This window comes from Lentzea alba, assembly GCF_047445655.1.
Lineage (GTDB): Bacteria > Actinomycetota > Actinomycetes > Mycobacteriales > Pseudonocardiaceae > Lentzea > Lentzea alba_A.
In genome coordinates, this window is the sequence record NZ_JAJAEG010000005.1 from 366,536 (window position 1) to 387,408 (window position 20,873).

At 69.7% G+C, this 20,873-nt stretch carries 23 protein-coding genes; 8 read left to right on the forward strand and 15 right to left on the reverse strand.

Features of this window, described 5'->3' with window-relative positions:
* Window positions 1-2: 2 nt before the first annotated feature.
* The 4 genes from LFM09_RS11240 to LFM09_RS11255 form a co-directional block, all read right to left on the reverse strand.
* The gene (locus LFM09_RS11240) at window positions 3-1,070 is read right to left on the reverse strand and encodes an ABC transporter permease (RefSeq protein WP_414096294.1); all 1,068 of its coding nucleotides are present in this window, start codon (window positions 1,068-1,070) and stop codon (window positions 3-5) included.
* Between the two features lies 1 nt (window position 1,071).
* The gene (locus LFM09_RS11245) at window positions 1,072-1,941 is read right to left on the reverse strand and encodes an ABC transporter ATP-binding protein (protein WP_414096295.1); all 870 of its coding nucleotides are present in this window, start codon (window positions 1,939-1,941) and stop codon (window positions 1,072-1,074) included.
* Window positions 1,942-2,017: 76 nt separating this feature from the next.
* A complete protein-coding gene (fdhD, locus tag LFM09_RS11250) occupies window positions 2,018-2,857 on the reverse strand; it encodes a formate dehydrogenase accessory sulfurtransferase FdhD (protein ID WP_414096296.1) in 840 nt (279 codons plus the stop codon).
* A 408-nt stretch (window positions 2,858-3,265) separates the two neighbouring features.
* Window positions 3,266-4,507, reverse strand: coding sequence for an MFS transporter (locus tag LFM09_RS11255; protein WP_414096297.1), 1,242 nt, complete (start codon window positions 4,505-4,507; stop codon window positions 3,266-3,268).
* A 62-nt stretch (window positions 4,508-4,569) separates the two neighbouring features.
* Between LFM09_RS11255 and LFM09_RS11260 the strand changes: the two genes are divergently transcribed.
* The gene (locus LFM09_RS11260) at window positions 4,570-5,964 is read left to right on the forward strand and encodes a molybdopterin molybdotransferase MoeA (RefSeq protein ID WP_414096298.1); all 1,395 of its coding nucleotides are present in this window, start codon (window positions 4,570-4,572) and stop codon (window positions 5,962-5,964) included.
* Here the strand turns inward: LFM09_RS11260 and LFM09_RS11265 are convergent.
* From LFM09_RS11265 to pcaH, 7 genes are all read right to left on the reverse strand, one after another.
* Window positions 5,942-7,027, reverse strand: a complete 1,086-nt coding sequence (locus tag LFM09_RS11265) for a winged helix DNA-binding domain-containing protein (protein ID WP_414096299.1) — start codon at window positions 7,025-7,027, stop codon at window positions 5,942-5,944. The two genes, LFM09_RS11260 and LFM09_RS11265, sit on opposite strands and share 23 nt — an antisense overlap.
* A gap of 34 nt (window positions 7,028-7,061) precedes the next feature.
* The gene (locus LFM09_RS11270; protein WP_414096300.1) at window positions 7,062-8,228 is read right to left on the reverse strand and encodes a 4-hydroxybenzoate 3-monooxygenase; all 1,167 of its coding nucleotides are present in this window, start codon (window positions 8,226-8,228) and stop codon (window positions 7,062-7,064) included.
* A complete protein-coding gene (pcaC, locus tag LFM09_RS11275; RefSeq protein ID WP_414096334.1) occupies window positions 8,225-8,566 on the reverse strand; it encodes a 4-carboxymuconolactone decarboxylase in 342 nt (113 codons plus the stop codon). Before pcaC ends, LFM09_RS11270 begins: the two co-directional genes overlap by 4 nt.
* Window positions 8,563-9,318 (reverse strand): alpha/beta fold hydrolase, encoded by a 756-nt coding sequence (locus LFM09_RS11280; protein ID WP_414096301.1) that lies wholly within the window; start codon window positions 9,316-9,318, stop codon window positions 8,563-8,565. Before LFM09_RS11280 ends, pcaC begins: the two co-directional genes overlap by 4 nt.
* On the reverse strand, window positions 9,308-10,372 hold the full coding sequence (locus tag LFM09_RS11285) for a lyase family protein (protein ID WP_414096335.1): 1,065 nt from the start codon (window positions 10,370-10,372) through the stop codon (window positions 9,308-9,310). Before LFM09_RS11285 ends, LFM09_RS11280 begins: the two co-directional genes overlap by 11 nt.
* Before the next feature lie 62 nt (window positions 10,373-10,434).
* A complete protein-coding gene (locus LFM09_RS11290; protein WP_414096302.1) occupies window positions 10,435-10,941 on the reverse strand; it encodes a protocatechuate 3,4-dioxygenase subunit alpha in 507 nt (168 codons plus the stop codon).
* A complete protein-coding gene (gene pcaH, locus LFM09_RS11295) occupies window positions 10,934-11,671 on the reverse strand; it encodes a protocatechuate 3,4-dioxygenase subunit beta (RefSeq protein WP_414096303.1) in 738 nt (245 codons plus the stop codon). Before pcaH ends, LFM09_RS11290 begins: the two co-directional genes overlap by 8 nt.
* A 73-nt stretch (window positions 11,672-11,744) precedes the next feature.
* Between pcaH and LFM09_RS11300 the strand changes: the two genes are divergently transcribed.
* Window positions 11,745-12,506, forward strand: a complete 762-nt coding sequence (locus LFM09_RS11300; RefSeq protein ID WP_414096304.1) for an IclR family transcriptional regulator — start codon at window positions 11,745-11,747, stop codon at window positions 12,504-12,506.
* On the opposite strand, the gene LFM09_RS11305 is transcribed toward LFM09_RS11300, so the two are convergent.
* Complete coding sequence (locus tag LFM09_RS11305) at window positions 12,503-13,516, reverse strand: Lrp/AsnC family transcriptional regulator (protein ID WP_414096305.1); 1,014 nt, start codon at window positions 13,514-13,516, stop codon at window positions 12,503-12,505. The genes LFM09_RS11300 and LFM09_RS11305 overlap by 4 nt on opposite strands.
* 95 nt (window positions 13,517-13,611) lie before the next feature.
* Between LFM09_RS11305 and LFM09_RS11310 the strand changes: the two genes are divergently transcribed.
* The 4 genes from LFM09_RS11310 to LFM09_RS11325 all read left to right on the forward strand — a co-directional run bounded on the left by LFM09_RS11310 (window position 13,612) and on the right by LFM09_RS11325 (window position 17,907).
* Window positions 13,612-14,847, forward strand: coding sequence for an amidohydrolase family protein (locus tag LFM09_RS11310; RefSeq protein WP_414096306.1), 1,236 nt, complete (start codon window positions 13,612-13,614; stop codon window positions 14,845-14,847).
* Window positions 14,847-16,364 carry an AbgT family transporter gene (locus LFM09_RS11315; protein WP_414096307.1) on the forward strand — a complete coding sequence of 506 codons (1,518 nt, stop codon included), beginning with the start codon at window positions 14,847-14,849 and terminating at the stop codon, window positions 16,362-16,364. The genes LFM09_RS11310 and LFM09_RS11315 overlap by 1 nt, the downstream gene beginning before the upstream one ends.
* Before the next feature lie 67 nt (window positions 16,365-16,431).
* Entirely contained in the window at window positions 16,432-17,004 is a 573-nt protein-coding gene (locus LFM09_RS11320) for a TetR/AcrR family transcriptional regulator (protein ID WP_414096308.1), read from the forward strand.
* A gap of 90 nt (window positions 17,005-17,094) precedes the next feature.
* On the forward strand, window positions 17,095-17,907 hold the full coding sequence (locus LFM09_RS11325) for an alpha/beta fold hydrolase (protein WP_414096309.1): 813 nt from the start codon (window positions 17,095-17,097) through the stop codon (window positions 17,905-17,907).
* Here the strand turns inward: LFM09_RS11325 and LFM09_RS11330 are convergent.
* The 3 genes from LFM09_RS11330 to LFM09_RS11340 form a co-directional block, all read right to left on the reverse strand.
* A complete protein-coding gene (locus LFM09_RS11330) occupies window positions 17,882-18,337 on the reverse strand; it encodes a CHAT domain-containing protein (RefSeq protein WP_414096310.1) in 456 nt (151 codons plus the stop codon). The two genes, LFM09_RS11325 and LFM09_RS11330, sit on opposite strands and share 26 nt — an antisense overlap.
* Window positions 18,338-18,341: 4 nt before the next feature.
* Window positions 18,342-19,166, reverse strand: coding sequence for a cellulose binding domain-containing protein (locus LFM09_RS11335; protein ID WP_414096311.1), 825 nt, complete (start codon window positions 19,164-19,166; stop codon window positions 18,342-18,344).
* A gap of 73 nt (window positions 19,167-19,239) precedes the next feature.
* The gene (locus LFM09_RS11340) at window positions 19,240-19,641 is read right to left on the reverse strand and encodes a pyridoxamine 5'-phosphate oxidase family protein (protein ID WP_414096312.1); all 402 of its coding nucleotides are present in this window, start codon (window positions 19,639-19,641) and stop codon (window positions 19,240-19,242) included.
* A gap of 78 nt (window positions 19,642-19,719) precedes the next feature.
* Between LFM09_RS11340 and LFM09_RS11345 the strand changes: the two genes are divergently transcribed.
* Together LFM09_RS11345 and LFM09_RS11350 are read left to right on the forward strand one after the other, a co-directional pair.
* Window positions 19,720-20,250, forward strand: coding sequence for a peptidase inhibitor family I36 protein (locus LFM09_RS11345; protein WP_414096313.1), 531 nt, complete (start codon window positions 19,720-19,722; stop codon window positions 20,248-20,250).
* A 182-nt stretch (window positions 20,251-20,432) separates the two neighbouring features.
* On the forward strand, window positions 20,433-20,843 hold the full coding sequence (locus LFM09_RS11350; protein ID WP_414096314.1) for a ribonuclease domain-containing protein: 411 nt from the start codon (window positions 20,433-20,435) through the stop codon (window positions 20,841-20,843).
* Window positions 20,844-20,873 lie beyond the last annotated feature (30 nt).

Sequence of the window (20,873 nt, forward strand, 5' to 3'; positions counted from 1 at the left end):
GCCTATTCTGCAGGTGCCCACGCGCGGGACAGCTTCACCCGCCCGCCGGTCTGCAACAGCGAGCCGGTGTAGAGGCGCGAGGCGATCAGCAGGATCACCGTGACGGTCGCCGCGAGGATGCCGAGCGAGGCCAGCGCCTCCCAGGGCTGGGCCTGCTGCGCGAACATCCGCACCGGCATCGCGACCCCGGCCGTGAACGGAACGAACGACAGCACGGCGAGCACAGTGGGGTTCTCGAAGAAGAACTGCACGGCGAAGTACGGACCCATCACCGCCAGCATGACCAGGCCCATCGTCGAGCCGAGGTCCTCCTGCCGGCTGACCAGCGCGCCCGCCACCGCCCACATCGACGAGACCAGCACGAACCCGAGCATGAGGAACGGCACGAACCACCCCAGCGCGGGCGCCACCACCGCCAGCAATTCGCCCTGGCCCGCGACCCGCAGCGCGATCGGTGCGGTGAGCGCCAACACGACCACCTGGCCGAGCGTGAGGATCACGTGCCCGAGGATCTTGCCCGCGAGCAGGGCCCGCACCGGCACCGTCGACACCAGGATCTCGACGATCCGGGTCTGCTTCTCGGTCACGGTGCTCTGCGCGATCGCCGCGCCGCCCATGCCGAACATCAGGAAGATCAGCCCGAACACCACCACCGTCACGGACCGCTGGCCGGAGCTCACCTCCGAGGCGTCCAGCAGTTCGACCGGCGGCGCCGCGACGAGCTGGGAGATCACGTCGTCCGGCGGGTCGTTCAACGCGAGGACCTTGATGCCGCTGCCGTCCGGCACGATCGCGGCCTCGACCTCGTCGTCACGGACCAGCTCGGACGCGGTGGCGACGTCGGCGACCTCGCGGACGTCGAGCTGCTTGCCCTGCACCACCTGCACGGCCGAGCCGACCGCCGCGACCTTCGGGTCGTCGCCACCGAACACCGTCGGCAGGATGGTGAGCGCGAACAACCCGACGATCGTGGCGAGGAACCCGATCCAGAAGCCCTTCGTGGTGACGAAGGTCTTCATCTCACGTTCGGCGACAAGCCAGGTCGCCTGACTGAACGACGCCTTGGCCATGTCAGCTCACTTCCTTGAAGATCTCGTCGAGCGTGGGGACGACCGGCGTGAACGAACGGACCTCGCCGCGCTTCACGGCTTCCGCGAGAACGTGCTGAGGTGCCGCCTCGAACACCGCGCGCGGCCCGTCGAGCTCCAGTACCGTCGTGCCGGGCACGTCGCGGACCCAGCCGGCGTCCTCCGCCACGACGATCTCGTAGCGGTCCCCCGCGTGCTTGCCGCGCAGCTCCTCGCGCGATCCGTTCGCCACGATCCGTCCCTTTGAGATGATCACGACGTCGTCGCAGAGCCGTTCCACGATCGCCAGCTGGTGACTGGAGAACAGCACGGGCACACCGCTCGCGGCCCGTTTGCGCAGCACGTCCAGCACGGTGTCGACGGCGATCGGGTCGAGGCCGGAGAACGGCTCGTCCAGGATCAGCAGGTCCGGGTCGTGCACGAGCGCGGCCGCGATCTGCACGCGCTGCTGGTTGCCCAGCGACAGCTGCTCCAGCCGGTCGTTCGCGCGGTCGGTCAGCTCCAGGTCGTCGAGCAGCTGGTCGGTGTTGCGCTGCGCGACCGTCCGCTCAACGCCGTGCAACCGCCCGAGCCACGTGATCTGCTCACGGACCTTCATCTTCGGGTACAGCCCGCGTTCCTCCGGCATGTACCCGAAGTGCGGCCGGTTCTGCGGCGTGATCTCCACGCCCTGCCAGCTCACCGAACCCCCGTGCGCGGCGAGCACCCCCAGCACGATGCGCATCGTCGTCGTCTTGCCGGAGCCGTTGGCGCCCAGGAAGCCGGTCATCCGGCCTGGCCGCACGTCGAAGCTCACCTCGTCGAGGACGCGGTGGTCGCCGAAGCTCCGGCTGATCCCCCTCACAGTCAACATGGGAGGAACGGTAGGCGGCGGCGTTCAAGATCGCGTCCGCCGCGCGGCATCATCCGCGCGGAGGACGCTGATCGGGCTAACGCGCCCCGGCCGTGACTCCGAGGCGGTGCCCTCCTGTGTAGACGTTCATCGACGTGCCGCGCAGGAACCCGACGAGCGTCACGCCCATCTCCTCGGCCAGGTCGGCGGCGAGCGACGACGGCGCGGACACCGCCGTGAGCACCGGGATGCCGGCCATGACCGCCTTCTGCACCAGCTCGAACGACGCCCGTCCACTCACCATCAGCACGGTGCTCGTCAGGGGCAGCCGGCCGTTGCGCGTGGCCCAGCCGACGACCTTGTCCACCGCGTTGTGCCGGCCGACGTCCTCCCGCAGGCACAGCAGGTTGCCCTGAGCGTCGAACAGCCCGGCTGCGTGCAGGCCACCCGTGCGATCGAAGACCCGTTGTGCCGCCCGGAGTTTCGTCGGGAACTCGGTGATCATCCGCGGGTCGATCCTGATCGGGTCGGCCGCCACCTGCCAGGTCGCCGTGGTGCGCACGGCGTCCAGGCTCGCCTTGCCGCACAACCCGCAGCTCGACGTCGTGTAGAAGTTGCGCTCGATCGACGGATCCGGCGGCGCGACACCCTCCGACAGGCCGACGTCCAGCACGTTGTAGGTGTTGGAACCGTCCGCCGTCGCACCCGCGCAGTAGCGGATCGAGGCGATGTCGGACGGGTGCCGCACGACGCCTTCGCTGACCAGGAAGCCCGCGGCGAGGTCGAAGTCGTCACCCGGCGTGCGCATGGTGACGGCGAGCGACTTGCCCCGGACGCGGATCTCCAGCGGTTCCTCGACCGCCAGCGTGTCCGGCCGGGCGGTCACCGCGTCGTCCACCAGCCGCACCACGCGCCGCCGGCTCGTCACTCGTCCCATCGGCATCCATCCTTTCGGGAGCCTCCCTGCAGATCGCGACACACTCCCCGAGCAGGCGCCGCAACACCTCGTCCCCGGTCAACGCCCGCACGGACCTGGCCACGATCCAGTTGCGCGGCCACCACCTCGGCACGACGATCCCGGCCCTGCGCACACAATGTGCCGTGAGCCTGTTCCCGACCGGTGCGCTGTCCGTGCCGATAACCTTGATGGCGAACGGCAACAGCTTCTGCCGACCGTCCGCCGTGGACTGATCGTTGACACACCGCGCCACGCACGCCAGCACCGGATGCACGCAGGCGGGCCGGTCCGACCACACCTCGCCCGCGAGCACCGACGTCAGTTCCATCAGGCAACAGCCCTCCGCGGGAGTCCGATGCCAGCCCTTCGACAGCGTCGGCACCCGGCTCACAGGCGCGGCCTCCCCGGTTGCGAGAGGTGCCCGGTGAGCACCGCACCCGCCAGCCCGAGCACCCCGGCCGCGATGAACGCGAACGTGGCCCCTTGCGACGCAAGGACAATCGCGGCGATCAACGCTCCGGCAGCCTTCGCCGTGTAGAGCACGCCGAAGTTCTGCGCGCCGTTCGACTCGCCGAAGTACTCCCGGGTGACGCCGACCAGCAGCGAGTAGCAGCACCCCGTGCCGAACCCGGCGAGCGTCGCGCCGATGAGCAGCCCCGTGACGTTCTGGCTGTACAGCAACACGAACTGCGCCAGCCCACCCGTCGCCAACGTCCAGACCAGCGCCTTTCTCCTGCCGACCCGATCCGAGATCCACCCGACCAGCACGCGTCCGGTACCCGTGGCCGCAGCGAGCGTGGCCAGCGCGACCACGCCAAGCACCTTGTTGCCCACGAACAACGGCAGGTAAGCCAGGTCGTAGAGCGACACCGCCGCCGCGAACGCCACCCCGCCGTACAGCCACCAGAACGTGCCGCACCGCATCGCCTCGTCCGGCCGGAACTCCTTGAGTGCGGCCCGGTTCGGCACCCGCGCCCGGTCCAGCGCCCATTCGCGCGGCTGGATGTGCGGCGGCCACCAGTGCTCGGGCGGTTCCTTGATCAAGGCTCCCGCCACCGCGAGGACGACCGTGATCGCGATCGCCGCCTGCGTGAGGAACCCGTTGCCGGACCAGAAGCCGGCGGCGAGCACGAACGGCACCGACCCGTACGGGAAGGCGGCGCTGACGAACGCGACCTTCCGCGTCACCTTCTCCGGATACCAGCGCACAACAGTCCCAAGGCACGTCGCGTAGACGAGCCCCGCACCAATGCCGCCCAGGACCGCGTAGCCGATCAGCTGGCCCTGCCCGAGTGTCAGAAGTCCCGCGCCGCACAGGATCGCGCCGATCCACATCGCCCCGGTGGCCGTGAGCCGCTTCTGCTCTCTCAACCAGGCCGCGGGAAACGCCGTGCCCGCTTGGCACACGGTCCACAACGCCAAGGCCCAGAACAGCTCCGGCACACTCCACCGGTCCTGCAGCTGCGGGATCAGCGCCCCGAACCCGTACTGCCCGATGCCGGCCGCGAGCATCGCCGCCCAAGCCGCCCACAACACCGTCCGGCGCGAGCGACCCGACACCTCTACGTCGGTCTCCCCCACCCGGTAGAGCCTGCCGACGTGGTCACGTACGTAAGTCGCGACTGGCATGCCCTTCACCCCGTTCCGAGGATTGCATACAGTATGAGGTAGGCTATACCACGGGAGCCCACATGAACATGCCTTGGACGCTCGCCCGTCAGACCGCACTCGAAGCGGCCAAGCCACTGGAGGCCGTCGAGGTCGCTCTCGCAGAGGCTGCCGGCTTCGCGCTGGCCTCCGGAGTGCAGGCCTTCGTCAGCCAACCGAGCTGCGACACCTCGGCGATGGACGGTTACGCGGTGCGCGGGCCGGGGCCGTGGACGGTCGTGGGACGGGTGACGGCTGGCGATCCGGTGCCCGGGGTGCGGATTGGGGCTGGGGAGGCGTTCGCCGTGGCCACCGGGGCTCCGGTGCCGGACGGGTCGGACCTGGTGATCCCGGTGGAGTTGTGCTCGGTGGAGGGCACGCGGCTCATCCAGGTCGACGCCCGCACCGGCGGCCGGCACCGCGGCTGCGACACCGACCACCGGCCGGGCGGCAACGCCGACCTCCAGACCAGTGGCGACACCAGCCACCAGCCCAGCGGGCGCACCGGTCACCAGTCCGGTGCCACCACCAACCTCCAGCCCAGCGGGCAGACCGGTCACCAGTCCGGCGCTACCACCAACCTCCAGCCCGGCAACGCGAGCCGCCGACCCGGCGCCACCAACCTCCAGCTCGGCAAACACATCCGCCGCCGCGGCGAGGACTGGTCAGCCGGCGACGAGCTCGTCCCCGCCGGCTCCCTCGTCACCGCTGCTGTCCTGGGCCTCGCCGCCGGAGCCGGCCACGACACCCTCCTGGTCCACCGCCGCCCCCGAGTGGCCGTGGTGGTGACCGGCGACGAACTCCTCCACTCCGGCCCACCCCGCCCAGGCCGGGTCCGCGACGCCATCGGCCCCATGCTCCCGAGCCTGCTGACGGGTGCCGACCTCCTCGGCACCACCCACCTGCGCGACGATCCGGCCGCCCTCGCCGACGCGCTTTCGTTCGACCAGGCCGACCAGGCCGACGCCGTCACGTTCGACCAAGCCGACGTAATAGTCACCTGCGGAGCCACCTCCGTCGGCCCGGCCGACCACCTCCGCCGCGTCCTGGCCGACCTCGACGCCGACATCCTCGTCAGCGGCGTCGCCTGCCGCCCAGGCCACCCGATGCTGCTCGCCGTCCTCCCCGACGGCCGCTGCGTGGTCGGCCTCCCCGGCAACCCGTTCGCCGCCCTGGCCGCAGTCCTCACCCTGCTGAACCCCCTGTTGAACACGCTCGGCGGCCACACCACCCGCCCACCGATCACCACCTGGCTCCCGGACGTCGGCGCCCACCCCGAAGACACCCGCCTGGTTCCCGTGACCAGGTCCGGCGTCCCCGTGGGCCACGACCGCCCCGGCTCGCTGTGGGGCGCCGCACTGGCCGACGCGATCGCAGTAGTCCCGCCCGGCCACCACGGCGGCGAGGTCGAACTGCTCACTTTCGCGAGCGCCAGCTGACCTTCGACGACCCGACCTCCGGCGCGTCCTTCACCAGGGTCCGCACCGGCAACCCCAAGAACGAGCTGAACCGCTCGACGTGCGAGTCCAACGACGAGACGTCGAACCCCGGCAACGGCCGCAGCTCCACGTCCACCGAGGTCTTCTTCATGACCCGCTTCCACAGCCCGGCGATCTGCCCGTCCTCGATGATCGTCGCGTAGAACATGCCGTTGTAAGTGGAGATCGGGATCTCCTCGTACCGCGTGAAGAACGCGCCGCGATCCTTGTACCCGATCACGAGCTCGTCGTACGCGGGCACGATCAACGCCCCCGAGCCCGGCACCAGATCAGGCGGCAGCCAGTACTCCTTGCCGTCAAACGCCTCCCGCACGAACGACCCGCGCACCGGATCGAACCCGCGCGTGGCCTCCCGGATCCCGATCCCGGCCCAGTTCGCGAAGTCCGCCACCGTCGCCGGCCCGTGAGACCCGAAGAACCGCGACGCCAGCACGGACAACGCCTCGTCCGGGTCCAGCGAACGTTGCTGAGGAGCCCACTCCTCCAGCAGCACGAACGTCTGCTCCTTGCCCCGCGGCGGACCGGGCACCACCAGCCCCTCCTGGGCGAGGTGGATGAACGTGAAGTAGCTCTGCTGCCGGTCGTCCGGGATACCCGCGGATGCCATCAGGTCGATCATCTCGCGCCGCGTAAGACACCCGCCGCCGCTCAAGGCCTCCACGAACGTCTTGCGCGCCAACGACATCAGCTCGGGCGTCATCCGGTGGTACTGCCAGGCCTTTGGCGTGAGCCGCGCGAGATCGCGGGCACCGAAGAGGTCGAGCATCCACCGGACGTCCTCAGCCGGCACGTAGTGGATCGTGCCGCGCATCAACCACGTGCGCACGATCCGCCCGGCCTTCAGCTCCTCCTCGACGTCGGAGATCCCGCCGGAGGTGCGCAGGCCCAACGCCCACAACGACTGGCCGTAGTCCTGAGCCTGCACGGCGCCCAGCGACCGGACGACGTCCAAGGCCGACCCGAGCTGCCCGATGTTGCCGAGGCGCAGCGCCGCGATGTCCATCAGGGCAGTCTGGACGACGGCGCTCCAGCCTCGCTCAAGCGGGCCAGCAGCCGGTGTAGCCCTCGGCCAGGAACCGCGACCCCGCCTCCGACGCGACGACCGACCCCAGCTCACCGAGCTGGCGCCGCACGTCGAAGTCCGTCGCGCCCGGCAACGCGTGCAGCATCGTGGTCATCCAGTACGAGAAGTGCTGAGCCTTCCACACGCGGTTCAACGCCCGCGGCCCGTACTCGTCCAGCGCGTCGGGGTCGTTCTTGAGCAACGCCCGCTCGATCAGCTCACTGAGAACGCTGACATCGGCCAGCGCCAGGTTCAGCCCCTTCGCACCCGTCGGCGGCACGGTGTGGGCGGCGTCGCCGGCGAGCAGCAGGTTGCCGTGGCGCATGGGTTCCGCGACGAACGACCGGAACCGCAGCACGGTCTTCTCGGTGATCGGGCCCTCGTTCAACGTGAACCCGTCGGGCCCGGCCACGCGCGCCTGCAGCTCCTCCCAGATGCGGTCCGCCGACCACGCGGAAGGATCGGTCTCCGGGTCGCACTGGAAGTACATCCGCTGATGGGTCTCGGTGCGCTGGCTGATCAACGCGAACCCGCGCGGCGAGTGCGCGTAGATCAGCTCGGGTGCGCTGCGCGGCGCCTCGGTGATGATGCCGAACCAGGCGAACGGGTACTCGCGGAAGCTGTGCGTGCGCAACGCTTCCGGCACTTCCGCGCGGCAGATCGACCGGGACCCGTCCGCGCCCACGAGGAGATCACACCGCACCTCCTGCCGCACCCCGTCGCTGTCGACAAACCGGATCGCGGGCTCGTTGATGTCCACCGACGTGTCGCTGACACCGAACCGCACGTCACCACCGTCGCGCTCACGTGCGTTCGCCAGATCCACGAACACGTCCGTCTGCGGGTACAGCCACACCGACTCACCGACCAGCGCACGGAAGTCGACGCGATGGCTCTCCCCGCCGAACCGCAGATCGATGCCCTCGTGCGGATGCCCGTCGCGCAACACCCGGTCGGACACACCCGTGTCGACGAGCAACCGCGCGCTGTCGGCCTCCAGGATGCCCGCGCGGACCGTGTTCTCGATCTCCAGCCGCGTCCTGTTGTCGATCACAACGCTGTCGATCCCGTTGAGGGACAACAGATGCGAGAGCATCAGCCCGGCTGGCCCCGCGCCGACGATGCCCACCTGGGTCTTCACACGTCCTCCTTGAGAACCTGCCGGGCGACCGCGAACGCGTGGTTCGCCGCGGGCACACCGCAGTAGATCGCGCTCTGCAAGATCACCTCACCGATCTCGTCGTCGCTCAACCCGTTCCGCCGAGCCGCGGCAACGTGCAACTTCAGCTCTTCCCAATGCCCCCGCGCGATCAACGCCGTCAACGTGATCGCACTCCGCATCCGCCGGTCCAGCCCCGGCCGCGTCCAGATCTCGCCCCACGCGTACCGCGTGATGAACTCCTGGAAGTCCTTTGTGAACTCGTCCGGCGCGGCGCGATCAACGTGCGCGTCCCCGAGCACTTCACGCCGAACCTTCATGCCGTCGTCGTAGGACACCGCGTCTCCTCGAACACCTTCATCAGCACCGTCGCCACCGCCGCCGGATCCTCGGCCGGTGGCAAGTGCCCACACCCGCCGAGAACGTGGTCTGCGCCTTCCGCCGACACCACCACGTCGTGCTCCCCCACCAACACCGACAGGGGCCTGACCGCCGCACCGGCCTCGAACCGGCCCAACGCCTCACAGGCCAACGCGTAAGACTCCTGGTCCGCATCGGCCAACGACCGCAGCAAGGCCCCAGCCACCCGCGGCGCCCGCTCGACGAACCCGGGCGCGAACCACCGCTGCGCGGACCCCTCGACCATCACCGGCGTCCCGGCCCGCCGCACCAACGCGGCCCGCGCCTGCCACATCTCCGGCGACCCGATCCGCGGCGCCGCCCCGATGCACGCGATGTTCTCGAACGGCCCTTCGCTCCGGCTCGCCAGCTCGAACCCGACCGCGCCACCGAACGACACCCCGGCGTACGCCACCCGTCGTCCACTCACCAGCGCCTCAACACGTTCCACGAGCTCGTCCGCGATGTCCTCGATCGTGAACGGCCCGGTGGCCGGACATCCGGAGCCGTGCCCAGGGATGTCCCAGCCGATCACCTCGAACTCAGCCCCGAGCACCATCGCGCAATCCCGCCACAGCACCGCCACCGACGTGCCCAGCGAGGGACCGACGAGCAGCAGCCGGTTCGAGGACTCCGACCCCGCGAGCCGGGTCAGGCTCAGCTCAGTCGCCACGACGCACCTCCCACCGCTTCAGCACCTCGTCCACGAACGACCCCGCGGCGCCGAGATACGCCGTCACGTCCTCGCCCCCGCCCGCCTCGGCCAGCAACTCACCTGCCGCAGCCTCAGCCCGGCGAGCCATCACGTCCTCGTGCACCTCAAGGCCCTCAACCAGTTCTGCGGCCTGGGAAGCGGCCACCACCGCCAGCTCCAGCAACGACCGCAACGCCGGCCACTCCGCGTGCCAAGCTCCGTCCGGCCGCTCGTCGACCGCCCGCGCGGCACACAGATGCAACTGCGCCCCCAACTGCGGAGCCTGCAAAGCAGCGCTGTTCACCAGCACGGACAACACCGGGTTCCGCTTGTGCGGCATCGTCGACGACCCGCCCCGCCCCGCAACCGCACCCTCACCGACCTCGCCGATCTCCGGACGCCCCAACGTCAGCACGTCCGCAGCGAGAACCCCGAGCACGGAGCACACCCGCACCAACTCATCCCCAAGGCGGGTAACAGGTGCGCGGTAGGTGTGCCAAGGCATCCCCGGCCACACCAGCCCCAGATACCCCGCGAACGACGAAGCAGCCGCAACCGGATCCACAACAGAAGCCGCCCGGGACAACGTTCCCGCCGCTCCCCCGCACTGCACCGGCAGGTTCCGCGACACGGCCTCCAGTTCGTCGAGCGAGTCCAGCACGCCCGCCAACCACCGCGCGGCCTTCAACCCGAACGTGATCGGCACCGCGAACTGCGTCAACGTCCGCCCGGCCATCACACTGTCCCGGTGCTCGCCCGCAAGCCGAGCGAGCGCCGCAGCAACCCGTTCCAAGTCCGCGGACACCCGCGCCAAGACGTCACGCGCCAACAACATGAACGCCGTGTCGAGCACGTCCTGAGACGTCAGTCCGGTGTGGACTGTCTCGGAAACCTTCGAACGCAAGGCAGAAACGAGCGGCAGCACCGGATTACCGGCGGCCTCGACCTCCGACGGGTCGAGCGTTGGAACCCAGGACCCCAACGAGACCGAAGAACCGAGAACACGAGCCCAGGCCACTTCAACCGCCACCATCGCGCGCACCAGCGCAGCATCGTCGACGAGGCCGGCAGCGCGATGGGATCCGGGCAGCACGATCAGGCCCGCGGGAACTTGAGGAACACCGTCTCGGACGGCCCCTGCAGATGGATGTCGAACCGCAGCCGCCCATCGGCTTCGCGCGAAGCCACCAACCCGTCGAGCGCACCTTCAGCACCAGGCAGGTAGATCCGCGTGAACAACCGATCGAGCAGCCCTCGCGCGAACACCGTCACCGCGAAGAACGACAACCCAGGTTCAACTGTGCTGAACCAGTAGTGCCCGGCGAAGTCCGTGCACGATCGGCCCCACCCCGTGAACCCGGCCCCGCCCCGCCGCAACGACCCGCCGACTGCCGGCACCACACCGGAAGCGTCAGCCTGCCGGATCTCGATCATCGCGTCCGGCACGACCGCACCCTCGCCGTCGTACACGTACCCGTGCAGCACAACGGATCCCGCCGAGCCGAACGGCACCAGCTCGGAGTCGCCCGGATAAGCCATCGCGTGGTGGAAGAACGGCCCGACCGTCTGCCCCGGAGTCGCCCCGGGAACCACCTCAGTCATCGGACGCCTCCATGTGGGTCGCGTGGCTGCCGGTCAGCACGATGTCCCAGCGGTAACCGAGCAGCCATTCGTGCTCGGACAGCGAGTGGTCGTACGACGCGATGAGCCGCGCCAGCGCCGCCGGATCGCTGATCGACTGGGCGATCGGGTCCAGGGCCAGCAGCTGGTCGCCGGGGAAGTACATCTGGGTGATCAGGCGCTGTGTGAAGTCGGTGCCGAACAACGAGAAGTGGATGTGCGCGGGCCGCCAGGCGTTCTGGTGGTTGCGCCACGGGTACGGGCCCGGCTTGATCGATGTGAACGTGTACCAGCCGTCGTCATCGGTCAGGCACCGGCCGACGCCGGTGAAGTTCGGGTCCAGCGGAGCCGGGTGCTGATCACCCTGGTGGGAGTAGCGGCCGGCGGCGTTGGCCTGCCAGATCTCGACGAGCTGGCGGCGCACCGGGCGGCCGTCGCCGTCGGTCACGCGGCCGTGGACGCGGATCCGTTCGCCGATGGGCTCGCCACCGCGCTGGACGGTCAGGTCGGACTCGACCGGAGCGACGTCGGAGTGCCCGAACACCGGAGCCAGCAGCTCGGCGCCCTCGGGGTCGACGTGCAGGAGCTCCTTGGTCGGATGGCGCAGCAGGGAGCTGCGGTACGGCGGGAAGTCCAGCAGCGGCGCACCCGTCGGTGAGTCGGCCTGGATCTTCGCGATCTCGTCGCTGATCTCGTGCTGGCTGGTCGTCACGAGATCGAACGCTAGGGACGAACGCCACCGCACGTCGACGGTAGGCTTCCACTGAGCGGAAGGATCGCGCCGAATGGCAGGCAACACCTCAGTTCCCGGCGCCACGGTGGTGGCACGCACGATCGCGCTCCTCGCCGCCTTCGACGAGGCACACCCGAGGCTCACGCTCACCGAGCTCAGCCACCGCGCCGACCTCCCGCTCACCACCGCACACCGCCTGGTCAACGAGCTCACCAAAGCCGGAGCGTTGACGCGAACATCGAACGGTTACGTCGTCGGCCAACGGCTCTGGCAGCTCGGCACGCTCGCACCTGTGCAGACCGACCTGCGCCGCCTCGCGTCCCCGTTCCTGCACGACCTCTACGCCGGCACGCTCGCCACCGTCCACCTGGGCGTGCGCGACAAGCTGAAAGTCCTGTACCTCGACCGCATCTCCGGCCAACGTTCGGTGCCCGTCGTCAGCGAGATCGGCTCACACCTGCCGTTGCACGCGACCGGCGTCGGCAAGGTGCTCCTCGCGCACGCACCCGAAGCGCTTCGACGGGAAGCCCTCCAGAAGCTGGACCGCGTGACCGCGTACACGATCACGCAGCCCGCACAGCTGGCCAAACAGCTCGACCGGATCATCGAGGACGGATACGCCACCACCTACGAGGAGATGTCCCTCGGCGCGTGCAGCGTCGCCGTCCCGATCAGGCACAACGAGAGCGTCGTGGCCTCGCTCGGCGTGGTCGTGCCGTCGCTGAAACGGGACAAGGTGCGGCTGGTCTCGGCGCTGCGCGTCGCGGCGCACGGCATCGAACGCAGCCTCTCCAGCGGTGTGACTCACCCCTAGACGCCGAACAGGTCGACCGGCACGAGCTCCACGCAGCGGCCGTCGTCGTCCAGCAGCCGGCCCATGTGCTTGGTCGTCCTGACCACGACCGACCGATCGCGAACGTCCACCGGCAGCCGCGCGCTGAGGTGGGCTTCCAGGGCGTGCACGTCGGGCAGGCCGCGCAACCACACGTCGACGATCAGGTTGTGCGGGCCGGACGCGATCACGCACGACCGCACCTCGGGCACGGCCGCGAGCACGCTCACGATCTCGCGCAGCTTCTCGGCGGGCGCCGAGGCGAAGTAGACGGCGGCGAACGGCCAGCCCGAGAGTGAGCGTGCGACATCGCAGCGCAGGGTGACCCGCGCGGCCAGCAGGTGCCGCAGCCTGCGGCCCGCTGTCGACACGGTGAGGCCCGTCCGTGCGGCGAGATCGCGGATCGAGATCCGGCCGTCGGCGTTGAGCAGCGTGACCATCAGCGTGTCGACCTCGTCCCACGCCGCCCGCACGGAGACCCCGGGGGTCGCTGCGGCCTGCTCCAGCCGGGTGCGCTGCGCGGCGTCGAGGCTGCGCAGCCGCCAGCTGCTGCCGTCCAGGGTCTGCCCGGTCACCAGGTGCGTCCGCGCGGCCACCACTCCCTCCACAGTGGACAGACCGGTCGTGATGTGCTGCCAGAGCTGCCGCACGTCCTGCGCCTGGACGTTCACCACGAGGTCACGCCCGCCCGCGGTCTCCTTGACGTTGACCGCCCACGGGAACCGCGCGACGGCGCCGGCCACCCGCGACGCCGCGCCCGGCGCGGTGTCGACCTCGACGATCGCGGTCACGACGTTGTGCACGTCGGTGGCCCGCGGGTAGGCCGTCACCCAGGCCAGCCCGGCGTTCTCAAGCCGCTGCCAGCGCCGGGCCACCGTGACGGGATCGAGCTCCAGCACCTCGCCCAGCAGGCTCCACGGCGCCCGCGGATGGATCTGCAGCGCGTGCACGAGGCTGCGGTCGACCTCGTCCATGCCGTAAACCTGCGTCATGAGGGCGCGCACCAATCCTGAGGTTTGGCCCGCAGGGTGACACATTCCTGCGTCTCGTGCCATCGAGCTGCGCGAACACCCGATAGTCCCCGCCCATGACTGCCGAATCCCTCCACCTTCGCGCCGCCCGGCTCGTCGACGGGACCGGACGCCCGCCGGTCGAGGACGCCTGCGTCCGCGTCGACCGGCAGGGCGTGATCACCTACGCCGGTCCCGCCGGCCGCGCTCCGGCGGAGCCCGCCGACCGGACCGTCGACCTCGGCGACCGCACGATGCTGCCGGGGTTCATCGACGCGCACGTTCACCTCGGCTCCGCCCACGGCACTCCGCCGAGCACGCAGGGCCTCGCGGATCCGGTCCTGCGCACGTTCGACACCGCCGCGCGCCTCGCCCGGACGCTGGACGCGGGCGTCACGACGGCGCGCGACCTGGGTGGTCTGCCCGCCGGCTACCGGGTCGCGGTCGAGACCGGGCGGGTACGCGGCCCGCGCCTGCACACCGCCGTGCGCATCCTCAGCCACACCGGCGGGCACGCCGACTTCCGCCAGCCCGACGGCACCGATCTCAGCGGCGGCATCGGCGAGCTCGTGGACACCGTGGACGAGGTCCGTCTGGCGGTGCGGCGACTCCTGCGCGACGGCGCCGACCTGATCAAGGTGTGCGCGTCGGGCGGCATGGGCAGCCCGTACGACGACCCGGACGACGAGGGCCTGACCGTCGAGGAGATGGCCGCGGTCGTCGACGAGGTCGGCAGGCACGGCGGCAAACCCGTGGCCGCCCACGCGCAGGGCAGGGCGGGCATCCTCAACGCGATTCGCGGCGGGGTCACCAGCATCGAGCACGGCTACGGCCTGGACGACGAAGGCTGCGACCTCGCCGGCGAGCGCGGAATCTTCGTCGTGCCAACGCTTTCCACCGTCTACCTGGGAATCGACCGTGACCGCATGCCGGACTACCACTACCAGAAGAAGGTCCGCTGGTCCGGCCTGACGAAGGAGAACATCGCCCGCGCGATCGAACGCGGGGTCCCGATCGCGATGGGCACCGATGCCGCTGTCGGCCCGCACGGCCGCAACCTGATGGAACTGACCTACCTGGTCGATCTCGGGATGTCCCCGGCGAACGCGATCGTCGCCGGCACCCGCTCCGCAGCCGAACTGCTCGGCGTCGCCGACCGGGTCGGCACCCTCGAACCCGGCAAGCTCGCGGACCTCGTGGTGTGCGACGGGGATCCGTTGCGGGACATCGGTGTGCTCGGAGAGCCCGGCAACGTCGTCTGGGTGCTGCAGAACGGCGTCGAAACCAAGAACCTGCTCGAGAGGTGTGCGTGATGTCAGCGACCACGACGAAGCCCGTCGACCGCGTCCTCGGTGCCGTCGAACGACTGGGCAACCGGCTGCCGAACCCGGTGATCCTCTTCTTCGCACTGCTGGTGCTCGTCGCGGTGACCTCCACGGTGCTCGCGGCGTTCGGTGCCACCGTGGCGTTGCCCGGCGCCAAGGACCCCACCGCGGTCCGCGGCCTGCTCAGCGCCGACGGCCTGGTGTGGTTCCTGGAGAACATGGTGAAGAACTTCGCCGAGTTCCCACCGGTCGCCGCGGTGCTGGTGATGATCATCGGGGTCGGCGTCGCGGAACGGTCCGGGTTGCTGGAGACCGTGATGCGGGTGAGCCTCGCGCGCGTGCCGCGCTGGCTGCTGCCCTACGGAGTGGCGGTCGTGGCGTGCCAGGCACACGTGATCAGCGACGCGGCGTCCATCGTGCTGCCACCGCTGGCCGCGGCGGCCTTCAAGGCGGCGGGCCGGCACCCGGTTGCCGGCCTGATCGGCGGATTCGCCTGTGTCGGCGCGGGTTACGCGGCCGGGTTCACGATCGGCTCACTCGACGCGCTCTACCTCGGCATCACGCAGAAGTCCGCGCAGTTGTTGCCCCAGACGGCCTCGCTCGACCTGCACATCGTCGTGAACTACTTCTTCACCGGCGCGAGCAGTGTCGTGCTCGGCCTGCTCGGCGGGTTCCTCATCTCACGGGTGCTGGAACCTCGCCTCGGGACCTACGACGGCGCGAGGCCGGCCGTGGAGAGGCTGCTTCCCCGGCAGCGCCGGGCCCTCGTGACGGCGCTGCTCGTCGTCGCCGTGTTCCTCGCCGTGGTGCTCGCCCTGTGGCTGATCCCCGGCGGACCGTTGCGCGGCAAGGGCGGGGTGCTGGTGCCCTCACCGCTGCTGACCGGCATCGTGCCGGTTCTGTTCGTGGCGTTCCTGCTGGGAGGCCTGGTCTACGGCGCCCTGGCCCGATCGCTGCGCGGCGGCGAGTCGATCGCCTCCGCCATGACCGACGCGATCAGGAACATGGCGCCGTACGTGGCGATGATGTTCGTGGCCGCCCAGGTGATCGGCGTGTTCACGTGGTCCAACCTGGGCACGTTCCTCGCGGTGAAGATCGCGCGCGGCATGGAGGCGGCACACCTCACCGGCTTCTGGGCGCTGCTCCTGCTGATCCTCATCGTGTCGGCGCTCAACCTGGTGATCGTGTCCGGGTCGGCGTTGTGGTCGTTGATCGGCCCGGTGTTCGTGCCGGCGTTCGCGTTGCTCTCGCTCCATCCCGCGGTGGTGCAGGCAGCGTTCCGGATCGGTGACTCCGCGACCGGGATCGTCACGCCGATGAACCCGTACGTCTTCCTGCTGCTGGCGCTGGTCCGCACCTACGAGCCGGATGTCAGGCTGGGCACGTTGATGACGCGGCTCGGGATCTTCGTGGTTCCGTTCCTGGTGGCGTGGACCGCGATCCTCGGCGTGTTCTACGCGTTCGGCCTGCCGCTGGGCCCCGGAGCCGGCATCACCCTGCCCTGACCCGCCGGACTTGACCTGGGTCGAGACGACCGCTCATATTGGGTAGCGGAGAGTGAGGAGAACCCCTATGCCCAGGGCCAGCGTGCGGGAACAGATCGTCGACGCCGCGTTCGAGCAGTTCCACCGGCACGGCTACAACGCGTGCGGCGTCAAGCTGATCACCGACAGCGCCGGCGTGCCGAAGGGCTCGTTCTACAACCACTTCGACAGCAAGGAAGCGCTGGCGCTCGTCGTGATGGATCGCTACGGCGAGACGCGTCACCTGGACCTGCTGGCCGACCCGAGGACTCCGCCGCTCACGCGCCTGCGCAACCACTTCGAGGCCCTCGCGAAGGACATCGTCGAGCACGGCTACGAACGTGGTTGTGTGTACGGCAACTTCAGCAACGAGGCCGCCGACCACATCCCGGCCATCCGCGAGGGACTCGTCGCGGCCTTCGACCACTGGGCACAGGCCGTCACGGCCGCGATCCGCGAGGCGCAGGACACCGACGAGATCACCTCGAAGCAGGACGCCGACACCCTCGGCCGGTTCCTGGTCAACGCCTGGGAAGGCGCCATCGTCGGCGAACGCGCGGCGAAGAACGGCGAGTCGTTCGCCGCCTTCTTCACGATCGCGTTCGAGACCGTCCTCCGCTAACCGCCTTCAAGCCCCCTTCCGCTCACCGCGAAAATGACCGGTCGTCTCAACCCTTGACGACACCTAAGACGACCGGTCATATTGAACGGCATGAGCGACATCCAACCCAGGTTCCAGACCATCGACGGCCTCTCCATCCGCTACGCCGAGAGCGCCCCCGGCAAGCCCGACGCGCTGCTGCTCAGCCCGTGGCCCGAAAGCCTCTACGCCTACGACGCGACCTGGCAGCAGCTCGAGGAACACGCCCACCTGATCGCGGTGGACCTGCCCGGCTTCGGCCACTCCGAGCTGCGCGAGGACCTGCTCTCCCCCAGGGCGATGGGCGAGTTCATCGTGCAGATCGCCGACGCGTTCGGCCTCGAAAAGCCCCACGTCGTCGGCCCCGACATCGGCACCAGCGCGGCGCTCTTCGCCGCGGCCGCACACCCCACGAGGTTCCGCAGCATCACGATCGGCAGCGGCGGCGCGGCAGTGCCGTCAGACCTCGGCACCCCGCTCCACGAGTGGGTGCACGACGAGGACCTCGCGCCGTACAAGGCGTTGGGCCCCAAGGACGTCGTGAACATCGCGATGGACGCCATCGACGGCTACGAGCTGCCAGACCTCGTGCGCCAGGACTACCTAGCCGCCTACCACGGCGAAAGGTTCGTCGAACAGATGGCGTACGTGCGCGCGTACCCGACCCAACTGCCAGAACTCAGCGACCTGCTCCCCCAGATCACCACGCCCGTCCAGCTGATCAACGGCAAGAACGACGCGGTGGTGCCCGTCGCGAACGCCGAGTACCTGCACGAACGGCTGCCGAACAGCAAGCTCACCGTCGCGGACGCCGGCCACTTCGTCTGGGAGGAGAACGCGGACGCCTACGCCCGCGCCCTCATCGAGTGGTGGCAGGCGAACTGAGCACGGAGTCCGCGCCGACGCACACGAACGGCCGCCGCAACGGATCACCGGCCACCGCAAGAGCCAAGGCCTCGGCCACGCCACGCCCGCCCAGCAGGCCGCGGTGGAGCTCCTCCATCGCGGCACGGGCGGCCAGTTCGCCGACGCTGCTGACCGCGACCACGACGGTGCTGGTGCCGGTGCCGGTGCAACGCGCCGGCGAACCCAGCAGCTCGTCGCCCGGCCGGACGTCGGTGAGCGCCAGACCGGACGCGGCGAGCACGACCTGCCGGGGTGGTGGGCTCAGGCGCCCGAAGTCGTGGGCGTAGAGCGGGGCGTCGGCCAGTTCGAGGCGGGAGAACAGGGCGTTGTCCGGCTCGTGGCGACGTTCGCGGACTCCGGCAGCGAGTCGTGATCGTCGTCCACCGGACCACAGTAGCGACGGCCGCACGTGTCTACTCGGCCTTGCAGGCCGCGCCGTTCAGGGTGAAAGAAGTTGGCACGGAATTGGCACCTTTCGCCCCGCCGTTGAAGCCGAGCGAGACCGACCCGTCCGGCACGATCAACGCGGTGTAGCCGGCGTTGACAACGCTCACATCGGCGCCATTCTGCGAGGACGTGGCGTTCCACATCTGCGTCACCGTCTGGCCGTCCGCGAACCGCCAGCGCAACGTCCAGCCGTCGATCAGCTCGCTGCTCACGTTCCGCACGGTCACCTCAGCCTGGAACGCGCCCGGCCACTGGCTGTTGATCCGGTACGCGACCGCGCACGTCGGTGCGGGCGGAGGCGGCGGCGGACTCGTGGTCGTGGTCGGCGCAGGACTGGCCGATGTCGGGCAGTCCTGCGCCCACAGACCGCGTTTCGCCTGCGACGCCTCGGTTTCCGCCGCGGTGAGCGGGCCACCGTCGACGCCTTCAGTGCGCAGCACGCCGTTCTGCACGGCGAGCAACGCGTAGTCGGTGCCGTCCGCGAGCACGAGGACGATCTCGCCGGGCGTGATGCTGGTGACCCGGACGTCCTTGTCCAGCAAGGTCTTCGTCGCGAACTCCAGCGCCGCGGCGGCCGCGCACGACGACGGCGCGGCGAGCAGCGAGATGCGGGCCTTGGTGCCGTCCGCCAGCTCCACCGTGCGGCCGTCTACCACCGCACGCACCCTCGTCATCGGTTCCTGCGCGACCGGAGACGACGCCCGCACCGGAGACGCCGGAGACGCGCTCTCGGCCGTGCAAGCCGCGGTGAACAGGGTCAACAGCACCAACAAGTGCTTCCGTGCTGCCATGCCACGACCGTATAGGCGGCCGCAGTGTATGCAATCGACCGTTCGGAGTTGATCAACTCCAGCGTTCAGCCGGTCAGAGGCTGTAGTCGGTCGAGTACCAGCGTTGCGGCCGCATCCGCAGCGTCACGTTGGGGCGGCCCTCGATCGACGCCAGGAACTCGGTCGGATCGTCGAGGTAGCGGCTCGCCATCCGCTCCAGCTCCTCCGGCGTCGACTCCTCCGCCGACACCACCGGCCCGGACACGCTCACGTACTTGTACGGCGGCTGCTCCTGCTGCACCGCGAGGCTGAACTCCCCCGCCGCGTCCACCAGCCGGTACTTGAGCGAACCGGGATCGGTCTGCACGAGCACCTCACCGCCGGGCGCGTACTCGTACCAGACCGGGACGGCCAGCGGCGGCCCCTCCTGCCGGGCGATCGCGATCACCCCCACGTGCTGCCCCGCCAGGAACTCCTCACGCTGCTCCGTGCTCATCGTCGGCATCGTCTCCCCTTTCGCCGTGCCCTCAATGGCGATCAACCTCGGGGTTCCGCCCGTTTGTTCCCATGATCGTTGTCCCGTCCTCGACGTCCGCCGTCCGCACGCCGACACCGGGCAACGCGCCACCGGTCAGACCTGGTCACGGCACCTGCCAACAACCGAGGGGAACAACGCTGTGTTCAAGACTCGTCTGATGTCCGCGGGGATGGTCGTCGCCACGACGGCGCTCGTGCTGACCGGGCGTCCGCGCCGGCCTCCGCCGCGGACGCCTTCGTGTGCACGACGGGCCAGTTCTGCACGTGGGACAGCCCGGAGGGCACCGGCAAGCCCTCGTTCGCCATGCGCAAGGGCGCCAACAACCTCGCCGACGTCAAGGTCGACGGCGGCGGCGACTACAACAACCGGATCTCGTCCGTGCACAACCTGTCCGGCAAGGTCTTCTGCCTGTACGAGCACCTGGGCGGCAAGGGGCGGTCGCTGCCCATCTCGAAGGGCTACCGGTCGGTGATCCCGGCGAAGTACAACTTCAACAACATCACGACCTCGGTCGGACCGGCCGACAGCACCGGCAAGTGCGACGGCACGGTGCCCGGCGAGGGCTGAGCAGAAGACTGACCTGCGAGCGGCGCCGTGGTTGATCCAGAACCAGCCACGGCGCTGCTCCATGTGCGAGCGTGGGGAGGCCACAGTCGCCGTTGCACGGCGCTTTGCCCGCCGTTCACCGGCTCGTGGTGATCAACGGAAAAGATCACGACATCCAGGTTCCCTGCCGATGGAGGTCTGAAGTGCAAACCCTGCAACCGCACTGGACACGTCGCCTGCTCGCCGCGTTCGCCGTCGTCGCGTCCGTCCTGACCATGACCGTCGCCGTCGCGCCCGCCGCCGACGCCGCCGTCTACAACTCCTGTACGCAGTCACGTTGTTCGGCCGCGCGCTCCGCGAACTCCACGTGGAAGTCGATGGGCTACCCCGGCACGCGCACCTGGTACGACTGGCCGAACGGGCAGTGCAACTTCGCGGGCGGCACCTTCCGCAACCAGGAGGGCCAGCTGCCGGCCGGCCACCGCTACCAGGAGTTCGACGTCTACCCGCGCAACTGCGGCGCTTCCCGGGACGCGTACCGGATCGTCGTGGACCGCACCAACGGCTACGTCTACTTCTCGCCGGACCACTACTCGAACTTCTACCGCCTCTAAAGCTTCACCGGGCGCGGGGGGGGGGGGCCC

Coding starts and splice junctions, on each gene's coding strand:
- LFM09_RS11240 (WP_414096294.1), bottom strand. CDS start 1,070: ATGGCCAAGGCGTCGTTCAGTCAGGCGACCTGGCTTGTCGCCGAACGT.
- LFM09_RS11245 (WP_414096295.1), bottom strand. CDS start 1,941: ATGTTGACTGTGAGGGGGATCAGCCGGAGCTTCGGCGACCACCGCGTC.
- fdhD (WP_414096296.1), bottom strand. CDS start 2,857: ATGGGACGAGTGACGAGCCGGCGGCGCGTGGTGCGGCTGGTGGACGAC.
- LFM09_RS11255 (WP_414096297.1), bottom strand. CDS start 4,507: ATGCCAGTCGCGACTTACGTACGTGACCACGTCGGCAGGCTCTACCGG.
- LFM09_RS11260 (WP_414096298.1), top strand. CDS start 4,570: ATGAACATGCCTTGGACGCTCGCCCGTCAGACCGCACTCGAAGCGGCC.
- LFM09_RS11265 (WP_414096299.1), bottom strand. CDS start 7,027: ATGGACATCGCGGCGCTGCGCCTCGGCAACATCGGGCAGCTCGGGTCG.
- pcaC (WP_414096334.1), bottom strand. CDS start 8,566: ATGAAGGTTCGGCGTGAAGTGCTCGGGGACGCGCACGTTGATCGCGCC.
- LFM09_RS11285 (WP_414096335.1), bottom strand. CDS start 10,372: ATGGTGGCGGTTGAAGTGGCCTGGGCTCGTGTTCTCGGTTCTTCGGTC.
- LFM09_RS11290 (WP_414096302.1), bottom strand. CDS start 10,941: ATGACTGAGGTGGTTCCCGGGGCGACTCCGGGGCAGACGGTCGGGCCG.
- LFM09_RS11300 (WP_414096304.1), top strand. CDS start 11,745: ATGGCAGGCAACACCTCAGTTCCCGGCGCCACGGTGGTGGCACGCACG.
- LFM09_RS11305 (WP_414096305.1), bottom strand. CDS start 13,516: ATGACGCAGGTTTACGGCATGGACGAGGTCGACCGCAGCCTCGTGCAC.
- LFM09_RS11310 (WP_414096306.1), top strand. CDS start 13,612: ATGACTGCCGAATCCCTCCACCTTCGCGCCGCCCGGCTCGTCGACGGG.
- LFM09_RS11315 (WP_414096307.1), top strand. CDS start 14,847: ATGTCAGCGACCACGACGAAGCCCGTCGACCGCGTCCTCGGTGCCGTC.
- LFM09_RS11320 (WP_414096308.1), top strand. CDS start 16,432: ATGCCCAGGGCCAGCGTGCGGGAACAGATCGTCGACGCCGCGTTCGAG.
- LFM09_RS11325 (WP_414096309.1), top strand. CDS start 17,095: ATGAGCGACATCCAACCCAGGTTCCAGACCATCGACGGCCTCTCCATC.
- LFM09_RS11335 (WP_414096311.1), bottom strand. CDS start 19,166: ATGGCAGCACGGAAGCACTTGTTGGTGCTGTTGACCCTGTTCACCGCG.
- LFM09_RS11340 (WP_414096312.1), bottom strand. CDS start 19,641: ATGAGCACGGAGCAGCGTGAGGAGTTCCTGGCGGGGCAGCACGTGGGG.